The sequence below is a fragment of the Armatimonadota bacterium genome, from assembly GCA_039679645.1.
GTDB lineage: Bacteria > Armatimonadota > UBA5829 > UBA5829 > UBA5829 > UBA5829.
Map to the genome: position 1 here is coordinate 40,515 of JBDKUO010000016.1, position 17,919 is coordinate 58,433.

General features: G+C 51.6%; 14 protein-coding genes. 11 read left to right on the forward strand and 3 right to left on the reverse strand.

Going from position 1 to position 17,919, the window contains the following annotated elements; all coding sequences use genetic code 11:
* Positions 1-282 precede the first annotated feature (282 nt).
* Both ABFD83_03650 and ABFD83_03655 read left to right on the forward strand, forming a co-directional pair.
* Positions 283-1,011, forward strand: a complete 729-nt coding sequence (locus ABFD83_03650; protein ID MEN6356161.1) for a winged helix-turn-helix domain-containing protein — start codon at positions 283-285, stop codon at positions 1,009-1,011.
* A gap of 157 nt (positions 1,012-1,168) precedes the next feature.
* On the forward strand, positions 1,169-2,497 hold the full coding sequence (locus ABFD83_03655; protein ID MEN6356162.1) for a glutamine synthetase family protein: 1,329 nt from the start codon (positions 1,169-1,171) through the stop codon (positions 2,495-2,497).
* Positions 2,498-2,505: 8 nt separating this feature from the next.
* Here ABFD83_03655 and ABFD83_03660 read toward each other — a convergent pair whose 3' ends face one another.
* On the reverse strand, positions 2,506-3,216 hold the full coding sequence (locus ABFD83_03660) for a prepilin-type N-terminal cleavage/methylation domain-containing protein (GenBank protein MEN6356163.1): 711 nt from the start codon (positions 3,214-3,216) through the stop codon (positions 2,506-2,508).
* 245 nt (positions 3,217-3,461) lie between these two features.
* Here ABFD83_03660 and ABFD83_03665 point away from each other — a divergent pair, with 245 nt between their 5' ends.
* The 9 genes from ABFD83_03665 (at position 3,462) to ABFD83_03705 (ending at position 13,041) form a co-directional block, all read left to right on the forward strand.
* A complete protein-coding gene (locus ABFD83_03665; GenBank protein MEN6356164.1) occupies positions 3,462-4,298 on the forward strand; it encodes an AraC family transcriptional regulator in 837 nt (278 codons plus the stop codon).
* Positions 4,299-4,477: 179 nt separating this feature from the next.
* Positions 4,478-5,188 (forward strand): prepilin-type N-terminal cleavage/methylation domain-containing protein, encoded by a 711-nt coding sequence (locus tag ABFD83_03670; protein MEN6356165.1) that lies wholly within the window; start codon positions 4,478-4,480, stop codon positions 5,186-5,188.
* Positions 5,189-5,310: 122 nt separating this feature from the next.
* Positions 5,311-6,636, forward strand: coding sequence for a DegT/DnrJ/EryC1/StrS family aminotransferase (locus tag ABFD83_03675; protein ID MEN6356166.1), 1,326 nt, complete (start codon positions 5,311-5,313; stop codon positions 6,634-6,636).
* A gap of 12 nt (positions 6,637-6,648) precedes the next feature.
* Complete coding sequence (locus ABFD83_03680) at positions 6,649-7,707, forward strand: Gfo/Idh/MocA family oxidoreductase (GenBank protein ID MEN6356167.1); 1,059 nt, start codon at positions 6,649-6,651, stop codon at positions 7,705-7,707.
* 30 nt (positions 7,708-7,737) lie between these two features.
* On the forward strand, positions 7,738-8,634 hold the full coding sequence (locus ABFD83_03685; GenBank protein ID MEN6356168.1) for a Gfo/Idh/MocA family oxidoreductase: 897 nt from the start codon (positions 7,738-7,740) through the stop codon (positions 8,632-8,634).
* A complete protein-coding gene (locus ABFD83_03690) occupies positions 8,635-9,630 on the forward strand; it encodes a uroporphyrinogen decarboxylase family protein (GenBank protein MEN6356169.1) in 996 nt (331 codons plus the stop codon).
* Positions 9,631-9,721: 91 nt separating this feature from the next.
* On the forward strand, positions 9,722-10,759 hold the full coding sequence (locus ABFD83_03695; protein ID MEN6356170.1) for a Gfo/Idh/MocA family oxidoreductase: 1,038 nt from the start codon (positions 9,722-9,724) through the stop codon (positions 10,757-10,759).
* Between the two features lie 149 nt (positions 10,760-10,908).
* Entirely contained in the window at positions 10,909-11,781 is an 873-nt protein-coding gene (locus ABFD83_03700) for an amidohydrolase family protein (GenBank protein MEN6356171.1), read from the forward strand.
* 15 nt (positions 11,782-11,796) lie between these two features.
* Positions 11,797-13,041, forward strand: coding sequence for a DegT/DnrJ/EryC1/StrS family aminotransferase (locus tag ABFD83_03705; protein ID MEN6356172.1), 1,245 nt, complete (start codon positions 11,797-11,799; stop codon positions 13,039-13,041).
* Here ABFD83_03705 and ABFD83_03710 read toward each other — a convergent pair.
* Together ABFD83_03710 and uvrA are read right to left on the reverse strand one after the other, a co-directional pair.
* Positions 13,013-13,405, reverse strand: coding sequence for a pyrimidine dimer DNA glycosylase/endonuclease V (locus ABFD83_03710; protein ID MEN6356173.1), 393 nt, complete (start codon positions 13,403-13,405; stop codon positions 13,013-13,015). The genes ABFD83_03705 and ABFD83_03710 overlap by 29 nt on opposite strands.
* A 1,375-nt stretch (positions 13,406-14,780) precedes the next feature.
* Positions 14,781-17,606: an excinuclease ABC subunit UvrA gene (gene uvrA / locus ABFD83_03715; protein MEN6356174.1), complete on the reverse strand. Its 2,826-nt coding sequence runs from the start codon at positions 17,604-17,606 to the stop codon at positions 14,781-14,783.
* Positions 17,607-17,919: the final 313 nt, after the last annotated feature.

Sequence of the window (17,919 nt, forward strand, 5' to 3'; positions counted from 1 at the left end):
TCTCGCGTAACGGCGCCGAAACATTGATTGCCCTATACTATAGTTCAGTATTTCTCTTTCGCCGGTTTTCCTGCTCCTACAGTAAGCGAGAAAATCGGCGAAAAAAGGCAGCAGACAATTGATGGGTAAGGATCTCCGAATCCGGCTATTCGAGCAAATGTTGCGGGGTTCGGAGACCACAATTCGGCATTAAGGTGACGATTCGGAGATCGTCACCTATCAGGCGTTCACATTTTTGTAATTCGCGCGTTAGCCCTGATGTCACCCCTAAAGGCGCTGGACATGACAACAGATCAAATATATAATGGTTCAGGTGGAGCAACAAAGCTCCTGAAAATGACTATGCCCAGAATCCTTGTTCTTGGAAAGAATGAACGCGATTTATCATCCATTGCCGCCTCGGTCGCGGGACTGAGTCATTTCGTTACGTCAGCGTGGGATGTTGACTCGCTGTCGAATGCCGTCGCAAACGGCAGCCCCGAGATCGTGATACTGGATATGCGCAGTGGTGAAAATGCTCTGCCATATGCCAAAGACCTTGTTGCCAACTATGATCAGGTGGCTGAAGCTCCCAGGATGGCAGTGATCGAGAACATAGACGCCAAAGAACTGCAGTCCAGATATCTGGATGATTTCATTCTCTACCCCTATGAAGCATCTGAACTCGCTCTGCGTATTGCGCGATTGCTCGCAAAAGGCCAAAGTGCAAAAGAAGGCAAACAAATTACCGCCGACGGCCTTGTGATCGACACGGAGAGCTTTGAGGTCACCGTCGAAGGCAGGCAGCTTGCATTGACTTTCAAGGAGTTCGAGCTTTTAAGGTTCCTGGCAGCCCATCCGGGCCGCGTTCATACCCGCGAAGCGCTTTTGAACCAGGTCTGGGGATATGAATACTTTGGCGGGCTGCGCACAGTAGACGTGCACGTCAGACGAATCCGCGCAAAACTCGGGATCAAGCACGATAACCTCATTCAGACTGTCCATGGGGTCGGGTATAAGTTCGTTACTTGATAGAGAGTTTAACATCATTTCGCGGGAACTCACGCTAATGGAGGGGTTGCGCCCTCACCCTGACCCTCTCCCCCAGGAGAGGGAATGTGTGTGGTGACTGGTTTGGGCTCTAAGCTCTCCACTCTCCACTTTTAGCTATCCCAAGGGAGGCATAAACATGGCCGACAGAGGCAAAGAATGGGTTCTTAAAGCATGCCAGGACAAGGGTGTCGAATTTATACGGATGTGGTTTACGGACATTCTTGGCCAGATGAAGAGTTTCGCGATCACCATCGAGGAGCTTGAAGGCGCGCTCGATGAAGGAATGGGGTTCGACGGCTCGTCTATCACCGGGTATCAGGACATACAAGAGAGCGACATGATCGCAATGCCCGATCCGTCCACATTTACTCTCCTGCCATGGCGGCCGTCGGAGAAGTCGGTCGCGAAAATGTTCTGCGATGTCATGACCCCCGAAGGCGAGCCTTATGTGGGAGACCCCCGCTTCATTCTCAAGAGAACAATGAAAAAAGCCGCGGCCATGGGCTTTTCGTTCTATGTCGGCCCCGAGCTGGAATATTTCTACTTCAAGAACAGCTCCGGCACCGAGATCCTCGATGAAGGGGGCTACTTCGACCTTACACCGCTTGACGTTGCCTCATCACTCAGGCGCGACACTATTCTTGTGCTGAAAGAAATGGGAATTGGGGTCGAATACAGTCATCACGAAGTCGCCCCGAGCCAGCATGAGATCGACCTGCGCTATGCCGACGCCCTGACCATGGCTGATTCGGCGATGACCTACAGGCTGGTAGTCAAAGAAATTGCGCATGAGCATGGGGTCTACGCAACTTTCATGCCCAAACCGATATTCGGGACAAACGGCAGCGGCATGCATACGCATCAGTCGCTTTTTACCGGCAGCAACAATGCATTCTTCGATGCCAACGATCCGAACCATCTCTCCGACATCGCCAAAAGCTATATTGCGGGGCTCCTCAAGCATGCAAAAGAGATATCGCTGATACTGGCGCAGTGGGTCAACTCATACAAGCGGCTGGTGCCCGGTTATGAAGCGCCGGTATATATCGCGTGGTCGCAGCAAAACAGGTCCGCATTGGTCCGCGTGCCCCTATACAAACCGGGCAAGGAGGTGGCTACCCGTGCCGAACTCAGGTGCCCAGATCCTGCATGCAACCCTTATCTGGCCTTTGCCGTAATGCTTGCAGCCGGGCTTAAAGGAATTGAAGGTAAATACGAACTGCCGCCCGAGATGACCGACAACCTCTATGAGCTTACTGAAGAAGAACGCAAAGAGCGCGGGATCGAGAGCCTGCCGGGAAGCCTTGGAGAGGCTATCGCCGCTGCAGAAAACAGCGAACTGGTAAGGGAAACACTGGGCGACCATGCTTTCGAGCGGCTGATCTGGAACAAAAAGCAGGAATGGGCTGAGTTCAGAAGCCAGGTGACACAGTGGGAACTCAATAAGTATCTGCCTGTGCTCTAATAGACCTGTTATTTTAGTGACTTCAACCCAGGATTCCAGATATTGCTGTCACGCTCAGTTTCAAAAGCTTTTTTGCTCAACCATTTCACATGACCGTCGACATATGATGCGGCAGTTCCGCCGAGATGAATATCGCTGGGCTGATTAGCATCGCCTATGTTTGGATTACGCCAGCAGAAACAGCCATCGTCAATATATTTACGGCCCTCATGGATCAGCAGCAGAACCTTGGTAGGACGCGGGATTGTATCCAAAACAGGTGGCTCATAAATATCATTAGGACCAAGCAGCCAGTTCATAGTATAAGATATTGCGTAATCTTTTAGCGCCACTGTCATGTCGGTTTGAGTAACTCGATTAGGCGCGATGCCTGCATCCGATGGACATTTGTATACAGCAGTATTTCTTACATACTTGAAAAGAGAGCCACGTCGAGGATAAACCTTGTTATAGGCACCAGCTACACAATTGACCCAGTCCACTTGCGATGGAATCCACCCAAAAAACGAACAAGGCAGCCTGCCTCCATTATCATCTGCATACATCCTCATGCCGTTGGAAAGGGTCTTCAAGTTGAACATACAGCTTGTCAGACGCCCCTTGTCCTTAGCATTTGTCAATACGGGGAACAAAACAGCAGCAAGGATCGCAATTATTGCAATTACCACAAGCAATTCGACCAACGTGAAACCCGCACAAATTTTCTTTTGCGCAAACATAACAGCCTACCTCTTTTTATATGTAACTGAACAATTTATTGCTGATTTACGCCTGTCCAACGCTCACTTTCGCTCATTATTCTATCATTTTCGCACATGCGCAGTTTACCTTATATTATGGCATTCAGTCAATACCCTTTGTATGAGCTGTGTATGAGCTGATATCAAATCCTCAATATTTTATGGCGCCGGCAGAATAAGTAGGTTATACTATAGATGGCACATCATAATTACCGGCATATTATATGGCTGACAGCGACATTCGAGCAAGATCACACATGCAAAAACTCTTTCGGGATGGCGACTTGCCTGTTCTCATCTCGTGGAGCACATATGTACCAGAGGCGCATTATCATTCGGAGGTCGAATTCTCCATTGCGCTGAGGGGCAATGGCAGGTATTTTGTAAAAGACACCGCCTACGAGCTATCGCCGGGCTCGGGACTAATGGTCCATGGCGACGACGTGCATTATGGTATTGCCGAAGGCAAGAACACATTGCTGCGGGCGGTGCTTATGTTTTCGCCCATTATTCTGGAGTCACGGCCTGCTGCTCTGGAAGGGCTTAACAGGCTCGCAGGAATGACGGCGTTTGCTCTCAACTCCGTGGAGACAAACAACGTTGAACTGCTGCTGAGAAATATCAAGGACGAGATATCAGGAAAGCGATACGGCTGGCATGAGCTTGTTTTATGTGAGCTGGAGCGTTTTGTGCTTATAGTCAGCCGCGCCGCAACCACCGGATCGGCCGGAGTCAAAAAACCCAACCCGCTTGTCAAGGAAGTCATCTCTCATCTCAATGCTTCATACGCCAATAGGCAATCTATCGAAGACATAGCTAACGTATGCTGCATATCGCCATCGACACTGCGCAGAGTCTTCAAACAGGAGACCGGACTCGGGATTAAAGAGTTTATCATCCAAATACGCATTAACGCCGCAAAGAGACTGCTGGAAAGCTCGGACGCGAAAGTTGCAGCAGTTGCATACTCAGTCGGATATGACAGCCTTTCAGCCTTTAACAGAGAGTTCAGGCTTGTAACCGGGATCAACCCATCCGACTACCGAAAGTCATCTCATTAAATTAGTGTATGTAGTTTTTCCAATTGCACTTTCTGATAAGGCATGTAATAATACGCTTAGCAATAAAGTATTCTGGCATAATAATAAATGAGAAATAGAAGATATGCTTTCGTCAAATCTGCCGGAAGAGAATGGTTTCTTAACCTAATATATCTTCTTACTGCAGGGGGAGAAGTGGTATGGGAAGAAGAGGTTTTACACTTATCGAACTGCTGGTAGTAATAGCGATAATTGCTATCCTGGCAGCGATTATCTTTCCTGTATTATCGACAGCGAAAGACAAAGCAAAAGTGACAACATGCACAAACAACCTATCACAAATCACTCGCGCGTGCATTATGTACGCAGATGATTTTGACGGTACACTGCCAGGTCTCAACCTTTATACCACAGCAACCGGCAATGGAGACATCATCACCGACATAGCGAACGACACTTCGAAAGGCGTCATCTTCAAATACATCAGGAGCAAAAAAGTCTTTAAATGTCCGTCTGACCCCAGAGCGACCGACCCTGCTTACAAAGACACAGACTATTTCAGTTATACAATGAATGCATACTGCACATGGGCAACCCGGAATGCCGCTACTGGGAATTACACCGGCACTCTCTCATATGATGGAAGAATGAAAGCAAATCGAGTAGGAGTAAAAATAAATTTGTTCTTCAATACCAGTCAAAACATCTTTCTGGTGGAAGAAGCTCCGGTCGCTACAGTAAATGCGTCGAAAGGCTTGGATGATGCGCTGTTTTGCCAGAACAATGCAACCAGCACGGTCCATCATAATCGCGCTCAGGTATCATATCTTGATGGACATATAGGGCAAGTGCCGGGAAACGTGCCATGGTACACTGCCAAGTTTGGAGGAAAATTCCTTTTCCATCCGTAAGACTCGATTACCTCAAATATTGCATGGTCTCTTTTCGATACATTTTGGCTGGTTTTCGGTAGCACGCAACTAATTGTTCTGTCATACTAGGTAATGTAATCACACTAGTATGGAGGCATAAGTTGTCCAGACCGGCAGCGCTCATCGATAAAGCTATTACAGCGGACCATGAAGACATGTTCCGCTGGCCCATCGTCACCAGAGAAGACGAAGAGGCCGTGCTGGATGTGCTCAGGCGCACGGCCATGTCGGGCACCGATATCACTGCGCTCTTTGAGAGCGAATTTGCACAGTGGCAGAAGACAAAATATGCTCTCGGCTTCAACAACGGCACTTCGGCCATTCTTTCTGCGATGTTCGGCTGCGGAGTATGCGCGGGCGATGAAATAATCTGCCCCTCGATCACCTACTGGGCTTCCTGCCTGCCATGCTACAGCCTCGGCGCAACCCCTGTATTCGCTGAGATAGACCCACACACACTCTGCATTGATCCGGCAGATATGGAAAACAGGATTTCAGACTGCACAAAAGCAATAGTGGTCGTCCACTACGTCGGCCACCCCTGCGATATGGACCCGATAATGGAAATCGCTCGCAAACATGATCTAAAAGTTATTGAAGACGTCTCCCATGCTCAGGGCGGTCTATACAAAGGCAGAAAACTCGGTACTATAGGTGATGTAGGCGCAATGTCGCTTATGAGCGCTAAGGCTTTTGCCGTCGGTGAGGCGGGAATGCTTGTCACCGACGACCTCGAAATATACGAAAGAGCGATTGCGTTCGGCCACTATGATAAATACAATTCGAATATCCGGACCCCGTCTCTGGTGCCATTCGCAGGTCTGCCGCTCGGCGGTTACAAGTTTAGAATGCATCAGATGAGTTCTGCAGTGGGGCGCGTACAGCTCAAGTATTATGATGAGCGTATGGCCGAGATACAGCAAGCTATGAACTATTTCTGGGACCGGCTCGACGGCGTCCCGGGTATCAGGGCGCATCGGACAGACCCCGGATCAGGTTCCACAATGGGCGGCTGGTATTTCGCGCACGGACTTTATGTGCCGGAAGAACTTGGCGGTCTGTCGATCACGCGCTTCTGCAAGGCGCTGCAAGAACAGGGCTGTGAAATGTGTAACGCAGGCTGCAATATGCCTCTGCATCTGCACCCACTCTTCAATACTTGTGATGTATATGGTCAAGGCAGACCCACCCGCATCGTCAACAGCATCAAGGATGTTCGCCAAGGCAGAGGCTGCCTGCCGATAAGCGAAGGCATAGGAAAGCGCACTTTCGCCGTGCCATGGTTCAAGCACTATTGGCCAGAGGTCATCGACGAATACGTAGAGGCTTTCAAAGCAGTAATAAATAACTATAAGGCACTGCTTGATGATGACCCAGGTGATCCTGAACAAATGGGAAACTGGCATTTCTTTAGACATTCGGCATAAATGGGAGGAAAAATGCGAAAAGCCGTATATGCTTTCGGAATAATAGGAGCGGGAAACGTCGCGAGTCTTCATGCCGAGGCAATAAGTCGGATCGAACAAGCGCGCTTTGTCGGGGCAACAGCCATACCATTTGATGCCGCTCGCTCATTCGCTGAAAAACACGATGCCAGGGCTTACAAAAGCGTAGACGATATAGCTGCCGATCCGGATATAGACATCGTGACAATATGCACGCCTTCGGGTCTGCACGCCGGGCAAGCGGTGAAGCTGCTTGAATCGGGTAAGCACGTTATAGTCGAAAAGCCGCTCGCCATTTCTCTTGACGGGGCGGATGCAGTAATAGATGCTGCAAATCGAACTGGGATGAAGCTGGGTGTTGTCTCGCAGAGGCGCTATGATCCTGCACTCGCTGCAATAAAGTCAGCGGTCGACAGAGGCCAGTTCGGAAAGCTGGTCCTGCTCAACGGCCATGTTCATTATTATAGAGAATCCGATTACTACTCATCCAGCAACTGGAGAGGCACCTGGAATATGGACGGCGGCGGCGCTCTAATGAACCAGGGAATACATGCTGTCGATCTGATCAGGTGGATCGGTGGGCCGGTAAAGAGCATTTACTCAAATGCGCGGACACTCCACCATGACATCGAGGTTGAAGACACCCTTGTGGCCTCTCTGGAGTTTGAAAACGGCACACTGGGCACAATCGAAGCGACGACATGCGCCTATCCTGGTTTGCATGTGCGTATAGAAATAATGGGGGATGCAGGAACGGCTATAATTGAAGACAGCGATGTAGTATACTGGAAATTAAAAGATGAAGCGCCCTGCCCTATCCTGTCCAAAGACAGCTCAATCGGCAGCGGGGCTAACAGCCCCATGGCTTTTTCGGCTGCCGGGCATATCGCTCAGTTCGAGGATTTTATCAGCGCAGTCGATGAAGACCGAAAACCGGCAATTGACGGGATCGAAGGACGCAAGGCTGTCGAGATCGTGCTTGGCGCGTATGCGTCGAGCCGGGCAGGCAAACCGATTAGTCTACCTCTTGTGACCGAGACAGCCGGCCTTTAGCATCTTACTCAACCATTTGGAGGTAGTGTTTTGTCAGAGAAAATACGAACAGCAATAATAGGTCTGGATACCAGTCACAGCGTCGAGTTCTCCAGGAGTATAAATGATCCCGAGTGCCCGGCGGAGCGTAAGATTGATGGAATGCAGGTAGTCAGTTGCCTGCGGTTCTCCACTCCGTTTCAGAGTGAAGAGGGTCTGGATAAAAGACAGGAGCAGTTGGAATCATGGGGCGTGCCTGTCACACTCGATTTCGATGAAGCCATAGCCGACTGCGATGCGATCATGCTCGAGGTAAACGACCCGACATATCACCTGGAGTATTTCAAGAAATGCGCAGACCTTGGCAAGCCAATCTTTCTGGACAAGCCTCTTGCAGACACTATCCAAAACGGCAAAGCCATCTACGATCTGGCCGCGTCCAAGAATCTCAGAATCTTCTCTACATCATCGCTGAGGTTTACAAGTGAGCTTGCAGAGGCCTCCAGTCAGATACCGCAGCCGAAAATGGTCTGGACATACGGCCCGCTCGGCAAGGCCCCGGCAGGCAGTTCCATCATATGGTACGGAGTCCATGCTTTCGAGATGCTTCAGAGGGCTATAGGAAGCGGAGCTGTTAGCGTGCAGTCGGCCAATACCTCGACCGGCGTGGTTTGCACAGTCGATTATGACGACGGACGCCGTGGAGTAGTCGAGCTGACTGAGGGCAGTTGGATCTATGGCGGATGTCTGAGAGATAAAGAGCATGCAGTCTCTTACAGTGTGGATATGTCAAAAGCATACACATCCATGCTCCGCAAAGTCGAAGCATTCTTCAAGGGGACCGAGCAGCCCGCAACTCTGGACGATGCGCTTGAAATTATGGCGCTTCTGGATGCAGCGGAGAAATCGTCACAGTCGCATAAGCTGGAAAAGGTTGTGCGCGGATAAATGACAAGCAGAGAGCTGGTAACCAGGTGCATTAACTATGACGGACCGGATCGCTGCCCATGCTGTTTGCCGGAACCATATATTAACGACTTATGCATCGGCGGAATCGGTGAGGACCCTGACTGGAAACCCTGGCGAACATGGGAATGCGAAGGCTACAGGCAGTGGGAAGACGAGTGGCACAACGTATGGAAATGCCTGCCGAATACTACGTCAGGCGAAGTCATAGAGGGCGTCATAAAGGACTGGTCCGACCTGGACAGTTATATAATGCCTCGCCTGGACCTGCCTCTGCGATATGAGGGCGCAAGAGACCTCTTCTCGCAAAACCAGGATAAATACAGGCTTGGAGTGCTGCGCGGTTTTCCGTTTGCGCTCATGCGTTATATGCGCAGGATCGAGGAGTTTCTTGCAGATGTGCTGCTCTACCCGGACGAAGTCAACGCTCTTCAGAGACGGATCGTCGATCTGCTCAAGGGCTGTATGACACAGTGGGCAAGGGTCGGTGCCGATGGTGTATTTTTTTGCGAAGACTGGGGCACTCAGGAGAGGCTGCTCGTCTCGCCCAAGACCTGGCATGAAATGTTCGAGTGGGGTTTCAGAGAGTTGGTGGGACATGCGGACAGCCTGGGGCTAACAGTATGGATGCACTCCTGCGGATACATAAAAGATATCATCCCCACTCTGGCGGATATTGGCGTTAAGGTCCTTCAGCTCCATCAGCCGACTCTCTCCGGCCTGGACTTCCTAGCCCAGACATGCAAAGGCAAGACGGCTATCTGGGCGCCTGTCGATATCCAGCGTGATCTGCCGACGGGCAATGAGCCATATATTCGAGAACGGGCGCGGGAACTCATAGACAAGCTCGGATCCAACGGCGGCGGGTTTATATGCGGATATTACAATGACATAAAGTCGCTCGGTGTTAAGCCTGAGTGGCAGGGATGGGCGCACGATGAGTTCACCAAATACGCCGGGTCAGTAGCTCGCAAATAATCAATACAAAATATCAAATATAAAATCGGGTTGCGCCCTCTCCCCCAGGAGAGGGAGTTGAGTGGCGCAATCTATAGAAGGATAATAAACAGTGGAAAGCAATGAAGTAAGGTTCGGCATAATAGGCTGCGGTGTGATTGCGCCGTGGCATGCATTCGGCATAGAAGGTTCGGAGGGAGCCGGACTGGTCGCGGTCTGCGATATCATTAAAGAAAAGGCCGAAGCTCTCGCAGAGAAGAACGGCAGCCCGAAGGTTTATACAGATTATAAAGAACTGCTTGCCGACCCGGAGGTAGACGCAGTCTGCATATGCATACCATCCGGTCTGCATGCCAAGATAGGAATAGACGCGGCAAAAGCAGGCAAGCATGTCTTATCCGAAAAGCCGATGGATATTAAACTCGAAAATATCGACGCGCTGATAGAGGCCTGCCATAAGGCAAATGTTAAGCTGGGCGGGGTCTTCCAGAGGAGAACATCCCAAAACTGGATCAAGGTCAGGGATGCGGTGCGCGGCGGCAAGCTCGGCAAGATGGTCCTGGGCGATGCATATATCAAATACTATCGAAGCCAGGAATACTACGATTCAGGCGACTGGCGCGGCACCTGGGAGCTAGACGGCGGCGGAGCTTTAATGAACCAGGGCGTCCACTGCATAGACCTGCTCAACTGGATAATGGGGCCTATCGAGAGTATCTACGCGCATGCAGCGCCGCTTGTGCGCAATATTGAGGTCGAAGATACCGCCGTTGCTGCGATCAAGTTTGCAAACGGCGCGTTCGGTGTGCTCGAAGGCACCACGTCCGTTAACCCCGGGCTCAACCACCGGCTCGAGTTTCACGGCGATAAGGGCAGCATACGAGTCGAGGGAGAGCAGATTATTGAGTGGAGCGTCCCAGGGGAAGAAATGTCCGAGAGCGGCGACGACACAAAAGATACGGCCGCATCTAACCCGACGGACATCTTTAAGGAAGGCCATCGTATTATAATACAGGACTTCGTCCGCGCAATACAGGAAGACCGCGACCCGATGGTAACGGGCGAGGAGGCTCGCAAGGCAGTCGAGCTGATACTGGCAATCTACAAATCGTCTAAGACAGGAATGCCCGTAACATTACCTCTCAAATAGAACTGCGGAGGCTCGGAAACATGATGGTTGGGGGTATTCCTGCCCCCAACCACTCTTCTCGGGCATTCTTGCCCGAAACGCCGACCCTCACAAATCACGTCCGTGGCAAGAATACCCCGGACGATCAGCATTGAGGTAGGAATAGAGTAATGATAATAGACGCGCACAATCATCCTGACTGGCACGGTCACAATCTGGACCGTTTCCTGAAAAACATGGATGATCACAATATTGATATTACATGGCTGCTCTCGTGGGAAACACCGGCAGATGAGCATGACCCGGCGTTTTTGCCTGTGCTTCCACCTGAAGCCGGCACCGATTGCGCCATCTCCTTCGACAGGTGCATCTCTTATGCCGAACGGGCGCCGGGCAGGTTCATCCTTGGCTATACACCCGACCCTCGAAAGCCCGACGCCATAGACAAACTCGATGCGGCTATCCGAATCTATGGAGTGCGCATATGCGGCGAGTTGAAGTTCAGGATGATGTATGACAACCCCGATGCCCTGCGCATGTTCCGGTTCTGCGGCGAGAAGGGGCTGCCGGTGATTGTCCACTTGGACTATGAGTTCGAGACATACGCCAAATACCCGCGCCCAAACTACTGGTACGGCGGCGGCATCGAAGCGCTGGAAAGGGCAGTAAAAGCCTGCCCGGACACGATATTCCTCGGACATGCTCCAGGCTTCTGGGCGCACATATCAGGCGATGACAAGTTCGACAAAGAGCCCTACCCCACTGGCAAGGTGGAGCCTGGTGGAAAGCTCATAGATATGCTTGATACTTACCCGAACCTGTATTGCGATATATCCAGCGGCTCAGGCTGCAACGCTCTCAGCCGAGACCCCGAGTTCGGTCGACAGTTCCTGATCGACTACAGCGACAGGATATTGTATGCTCGCGATTATTTCGACAACAAGCACCAGGAGTTCATTAACTCTCTCGATCTGCCCAAAGAAGTGACAAATCAAATCTACTCCGGTAATGCATTAAAACTTGTTCCACTTAATAATAAGTAAGAAGGTAGTAAACCAATGAAGTGTTCTAATGAAACAGCTAACAATCATCTTCCGGCAATAGCAGGCGGAGCACCTGCTAAGAGCGAGCCTTACGGCTCCGGCAAGAGATATGTCGAGGAAGAGCTCAGCCAGCTCCGGGAAGCTCTGGATCAGGGAACACTCTTTTACGCTCAAGGCAATAAAGTCCATGATATGGAACAGCACTTTGCCCGGATCACAGGAACAAAACACGCCGTCGCCACTAGCAGCGGCACTGCCAGCATACATACTGCCATAATGGCCGCCGGTATATCGCCGGACGATGAGGTGATTGTCACCCCCATCACCGACATGGGCTCCCTTGTTCCGATACTCTGGCAGGGAGCGGTGCCTGTCTTCGCCGATGTCGACCCTCGCTCATATGTCATGGACCCGAAGTCGGTAGAAAAGTGCATCACGGATAAAACCCGCGCGGTCCTGGCGGTCCACCTTTGGGGCAACGCATGCGACCTTGATGCAATGAAATCGCTGTGCGACAAACATGGCATTTTTCTTATCGAGGACTGCGCTCAGGCCTGGGGCTGCACGTATGACGGAAAATATATCGGCAGTATCGGCGATATCGGCTGCTTCAGCCTCAATGAGTTCAAGCATATATCCTGTGGCGACGGCGGCGTTGTTGTCACCAACGACGACAATCTGGCCCGCCGCCTTCGCCTCTCAACCGATAAATGCTACGACCGCGAGCCAGGCAAAGCCATGCGCCGGGCATTCTTCCTTGCAAACAACTATAGAATGACCGAACTTCAGGGTGCCGTAGCTCTTGCCCAGAGCTACAAGCTGGAAAGCATAGTCTCCAGGCGCAGAGCCTGGGCCACAAAGCTAAATGAACGATTGTCAGATGTAAAGGGAATCCTCACCCCGAAGCCGACTGACAAATGCGACCCATCGTGGTGGTTCTTTATGTTCAGGATCGATCAGAATGCGCTCAAGGCAGATGCCGATGAGTTTGCAAAAGCTCTGCAGGCTGAAGGACTCGGAGCGGGCGCGCATTATATAGCCCAGTGCGTATACGAATACCCATTATTTGCAGACCACAGCGCATTCGATCACGGCGACCACCCATTTGCAAGGGTGAGCTACTGCAAGGGAATGTGTCCTGTAGCTGAATCTGTTTTGGATACTGCCATCACGCTGCCGGTCAATGAGAACTTCACTGACAAGGACCTGGAAGAGACAGTGGAAGCAGTCGTTAAGGTTGCCGGCTGGTTTTCTGCGTAACTTTACGCCAACTAAGGCCGCCATGATCCTCAGACAGCCTGTTACGATAGGCTAGATCATGGCGGTCTTTTTCAAGCATCTCGGCGGTAATATCCACCTCTGTGTCCATCTGATCGGGTGGGATTTTCTCGACCGGGAAAGGCGTCTTGTGTCCCGTGAATCCTCGCCTTTGCATCTCGGCTACTTGCGCCTCATGCCGCCTGTATAGCGCGCCGAGTTTGCCCCTGAAGAGCCTGACTGCCGGATGATTGCGCCATCCCCCACCCGGTGATATCAGCTCATTAGCCATGACATGCAGTTCCAGGTGTTCGCCGAGCAAGTGACGATCGTCGAGTTCTGTTACGGACACGAACCATATGCGCATATCAATATTGTACACAGATCATCGGGGGTTTGAACCCCCGATGCATGTATCCGGGACTATGATCCCTATTCAAATGCGCAAACGATTTCGATAGTCTCGATAGTCCGGGGAATCTTTCCCTGCAAATTAACTTTCAATCAACATTTTATGCTTCGGGAACGGCATCAAGCACACCACCTGACAAACTCACGAAAATGTTAGTATCGAAGCCTGCGCAATTTATCAGCTTGACAAAGCTGCTGCATGACTCGCCACTTCTGGATTACCTGTCTGCCGAGATGCTCTGGAACTCCTTCAGAATGTGTGGTTGCAATAGGTATTTAGGGGAAATGATTCCCCCTAGATGTGCGTCCGGGGAAAGGTTCCCCGGACAATCAACTTGGTGGTGCGGTCCAGCATTTGGCCGGTGAAGAAACTGTTCCATGTCGCTCCGTGTCGCTCCGTCTACGGATTCGGTAGATAGCTTACCATAAGGATCGTAAACATACTGAGCAACCGGCGTACCGGTGGAATCCGTTATTGTCCGGGTACTACCCAGGCCATCGTAGAAGTAGTAATACTCGCCACTGCGGCTGACTTTGGGTACATTGTGGCATGCAACGCTATTTTGTTGTCAATGTACGCTATAACGCAGATAAATATACAATGCAGCCTTTTCGGCTGTCACCAGTAAAGTTTGGAAGCCGATCTACGAGCAGTGTCTGGCTCGCGGCTTAAAGAAGGTGCAGGCGCTGCTCGTGATAGCGCGCAAGATCGCAAGGTGTGCCTGGTCAATCCACAAGTATGGCACCACATTTGATGCAAATAGGGTGAGTACGGCCTTGACATAAACTATAGAATCTTCGGTAGCATCCAGTCTCACGCAGCCAACCAATCTCCACCAACCTCGCTGCCGAAGCCGCCGAACTCACAGCCTTACATTACAGAAACAACCTCACCCGCATTCTATCCGCAACCAGCCGGGCTGTCAACATTAACATTAGCACAAGGCGCGTCCACCACCCGTGAACAACATTTAACTGAAATATCATGACCTGTTAACCACATTTTAGGCGAGTTGCCGTCTTATAATTATGGAGGTACTTTTTCATGCAGATGCTTCGCGGACGAATGTCCCGAAGCCCCGTGCAGCCGCTTCGGAGAATACGCTCTCGAAGCATCACTGCAAAGGTAAGAAATTGCATATATAAAAAAACAGCCAAAACGAACTGCCCACGCTCAAAATTTAAAATTTCACGCTCAGTTCGTTTTGACTATATTGCTGATCGTTGGGGGTTTGAACCCCCGACGCATGTGTCCGGGACTTGGGTCCCCAATTCGACATTAATTCAGGTGCCTTTCCCTTCCGAACTCTCCACCCTCCACCCTCAACTCTCTACTTATTTGCAAGCATCTTCCTCAAAAACTGCCCGGTGTAGCTTTCCGGCACCTCTGCGACTTGCTCGGGTGTACCTGTGGCGACAATCGTACCGCCCTTGTCTCCGCCTTCGGGCCCGAGGTCTATAATGTAATCGGCTGTCTTAATCACGTCCATGTTGTGCTCGATCACCAGGATCGTATTCCCCGCATCGACCAGCCGCCCAAGGACCTCAAGGAGCTTCTTAATATCGTGGAAGTGCAGGCCGGTAGTCGGCTCGTCCAGGATATAGAGGGTCTTGCCTGTGGCACGCTTGGCTAGCTCAGTAGCAAGCTTCACGCGTTGAGCCTCACCACCCGAGAGAGTGGTCGCGGGCTGGCCCATGCGGATGTAGTCAAGCCCGACATCGTGGATTGTCGCCAACCGGCGATGAATTTTGGGTATGTGCTTGAAGAACTCAGTCGCCTGGCTCACCGTCATATCCAGCACGTCAGCTATGCTCTTACCCTTATATTTTATTTCCAGGGTTTCGCGGTTATATCGCTTGCCCTTGCAGACCTCGCACGGCACGTAAACATCCGGCAGGAACTGCATCTCTATCTTGATGATCCCGTCGCCTTTGCACGCCTCGCACCTGCCGCCTTTGACGTTGAAGCTGAAGCGTCCAGGCTGGTAACCGCGCACCTTGGCATCAGGGGTCTTGCTGAAGAGTTCACGGATCATGTCGAAGACGCCCGTGTATGTCGCCGGGTTCGAGCGGGGCGTGCGGCCAATCGGCGACTGATCGATATCAATCACTTTGTCTATATTCTCAAGCCCTTCTACGCTGTCGTGCTCGCCCCAGACCCGATGCGTCCCCTCAATGGCATACATCAGTCGTGGAAAGAGAGTCTCCTGGATAAGCGTGCTCTTGCCCGACCCCGATACACCCGTCACGCATACAAAGACCCCCATCGGGAACGCCGCATCGACGTTTTGGAGGTTATGAGCGCGCGCACCGTTGATCTTAATCCACTTGCCATTGGGCTTCCGGCGCTGTTCAGGTACTGGTATAGAAAGTTTGCCAGACATATACATACCTGTATAAGATTCTTCCGATTTCTTGATCTTATCTAGCGTGCCTTCAGCCACCACTTCTCCGCCGTGCTCACCGGCTCCGGGTCCGATATCGATTATCCAGTCAGCCGCCTCTATGGTCTCCTCGTCGTGCTCGACCACGATAATCGTGTTGCCGAGGTCGCGCAGGCGCAGCAGTGTTTCGATCAGCCGCTTGTTGTCTCGCTGGTGAAGCCCGATGCTCGGCTCGTCTAGTATATAGAGAACGCCCATCAGCCCGCTGCCGATCTGAGTCGCGAGCCTGATCCGCTGAGCTTCCCCGCCTGCCAGGGTGGCGGCTGTGCGATCGAGCGTCAGGTATTCAAGCCCAACATCCAGCAAAAACTTGAGCCGCGCGCGTATCTCCTTGATGATCTGCTCACCTATGATCGTCTCACGCCGGGTGAGGTGGAGCGTGCTGAACCAGTCATATGTCGCGCCGATGGATTTGTTGGCTACCTCCGAGATATTCAGCCCGCCGATAGTGACCGCCAGGCTCTCCGGTTTGAGACGTTTGCCGCCGCATGTGGAGCATGGAATCTCGGACATATAGTGCTCGACCTCTTCCTTGACCATATCGGAGCCGGTCTCGGAGTAGCGCCTCTGCATAAGGTTGATGATCCCCTCGAAGTGGGTGCGATACGTTCGGGTGGACCCGCGGAACCGGCTGGCATAGGTGACGGTTATCGGTCTGTCCGTCCCATGCAGCAGCGCATCATATTGGACATCCGTTAAATCTTTTATTGGCTTCTTGAGAGAGAACCCCAACTCGGCGGCAAGGCCTTTGAAAAGAGCGGTGATCCATTCATGCGTGCCGCGTGAGAACGGGACAATCGCTCCCTGATCAATCGACTTGCCCTTGTCCGGTATGATGAGGTCCGGGTTCAGACGCTTGTGATTTCCGAGGCCGTTGCACTCAGGGCATGCGCCATAGGGGGTGTTGAATGAAAAAATCCTAGGCTCGACCTCACCCATGCTGATCCCGCACTCGGTGCAGGCGAAATTTTCGGAGAAGATCATCTCCTCCTCGTCTGCTACATCTATTCCCAGCACGCCGTTGCCCTTCTTCAAGGCAGTCTCGACAGAGTCATTGAGACGCTTCTGGATACCGTCCTTCACGATCAGCCTATCCACAACTATCTCTATGGTGTGCTGCTTATAGCGGTCCATCTCAATGTCGTCGGTAACCTCATGCATCTCACCGTCGACGCGCACGCGCACGAAGCCCTCCTTGCGCACGTCCTCTATCAGCTTCCTGTAATGACCTTTCTTGCCGCGCACGAGTGGCGCGAGGACCTGAATCTTGGTCCCCTCGGGCAGAGCCATTATCGTATCGACCATCTGCTCGACAGTCTGCTGCGTGATCTCACGGCCGCACTGTGGGCAATGCGGGTGTCCGATCCGTGCGAATAGCAATCGCAGGTAGTCGTATATCTCAGTGACCGTGCCTACGGTAGATCGCGGATTTCGAGTGGTGGACTTCTGATCTATTGAGACGGCTGGAGAAAGGCCCTGGATATCGTCAACATCCGGTTTGTCCATCTGCCCGAGGAACTGCCGCGCATAGCTCGAGAGGGACTCCACATACCGCCTCTGACCCTCCGCATATATGGTATCGAACGCGAGAGACGACTTGCCGGAGCCCGAGAGACCCGTGATGACCACCATCTTATCGCGCGGTATATCGACATTTATATTTTTGAGGTTATTCTGCCTTGCGCCCCTAACGATTATCTTATCTTGACCCATTTTACTCTCTACATCATGAAATTTTAGCTAACCTATTCTATCACGCCGGGTGCTGCCATACAACCATTTAGGCGCACGCATGTTCGATATTTTTTCTGGTCACGGAAGGAGCTTAATCGCGAAAACACGAAAGGGCGAAATCGAAGAGAGCAGATCCGATAGCTGATGCTGATGGTCCGGGATTTTAGAGGCTGTCTCAAAAATCGAAAGTCGAGCAGAATTAGCGTTATCGGCACGTCTCAGATGTCATTAAACTTCTGGGAAGCCCTTTCCTGCTAATCCTCACTTCGTGAGTTTCTTGACGATTTGAATT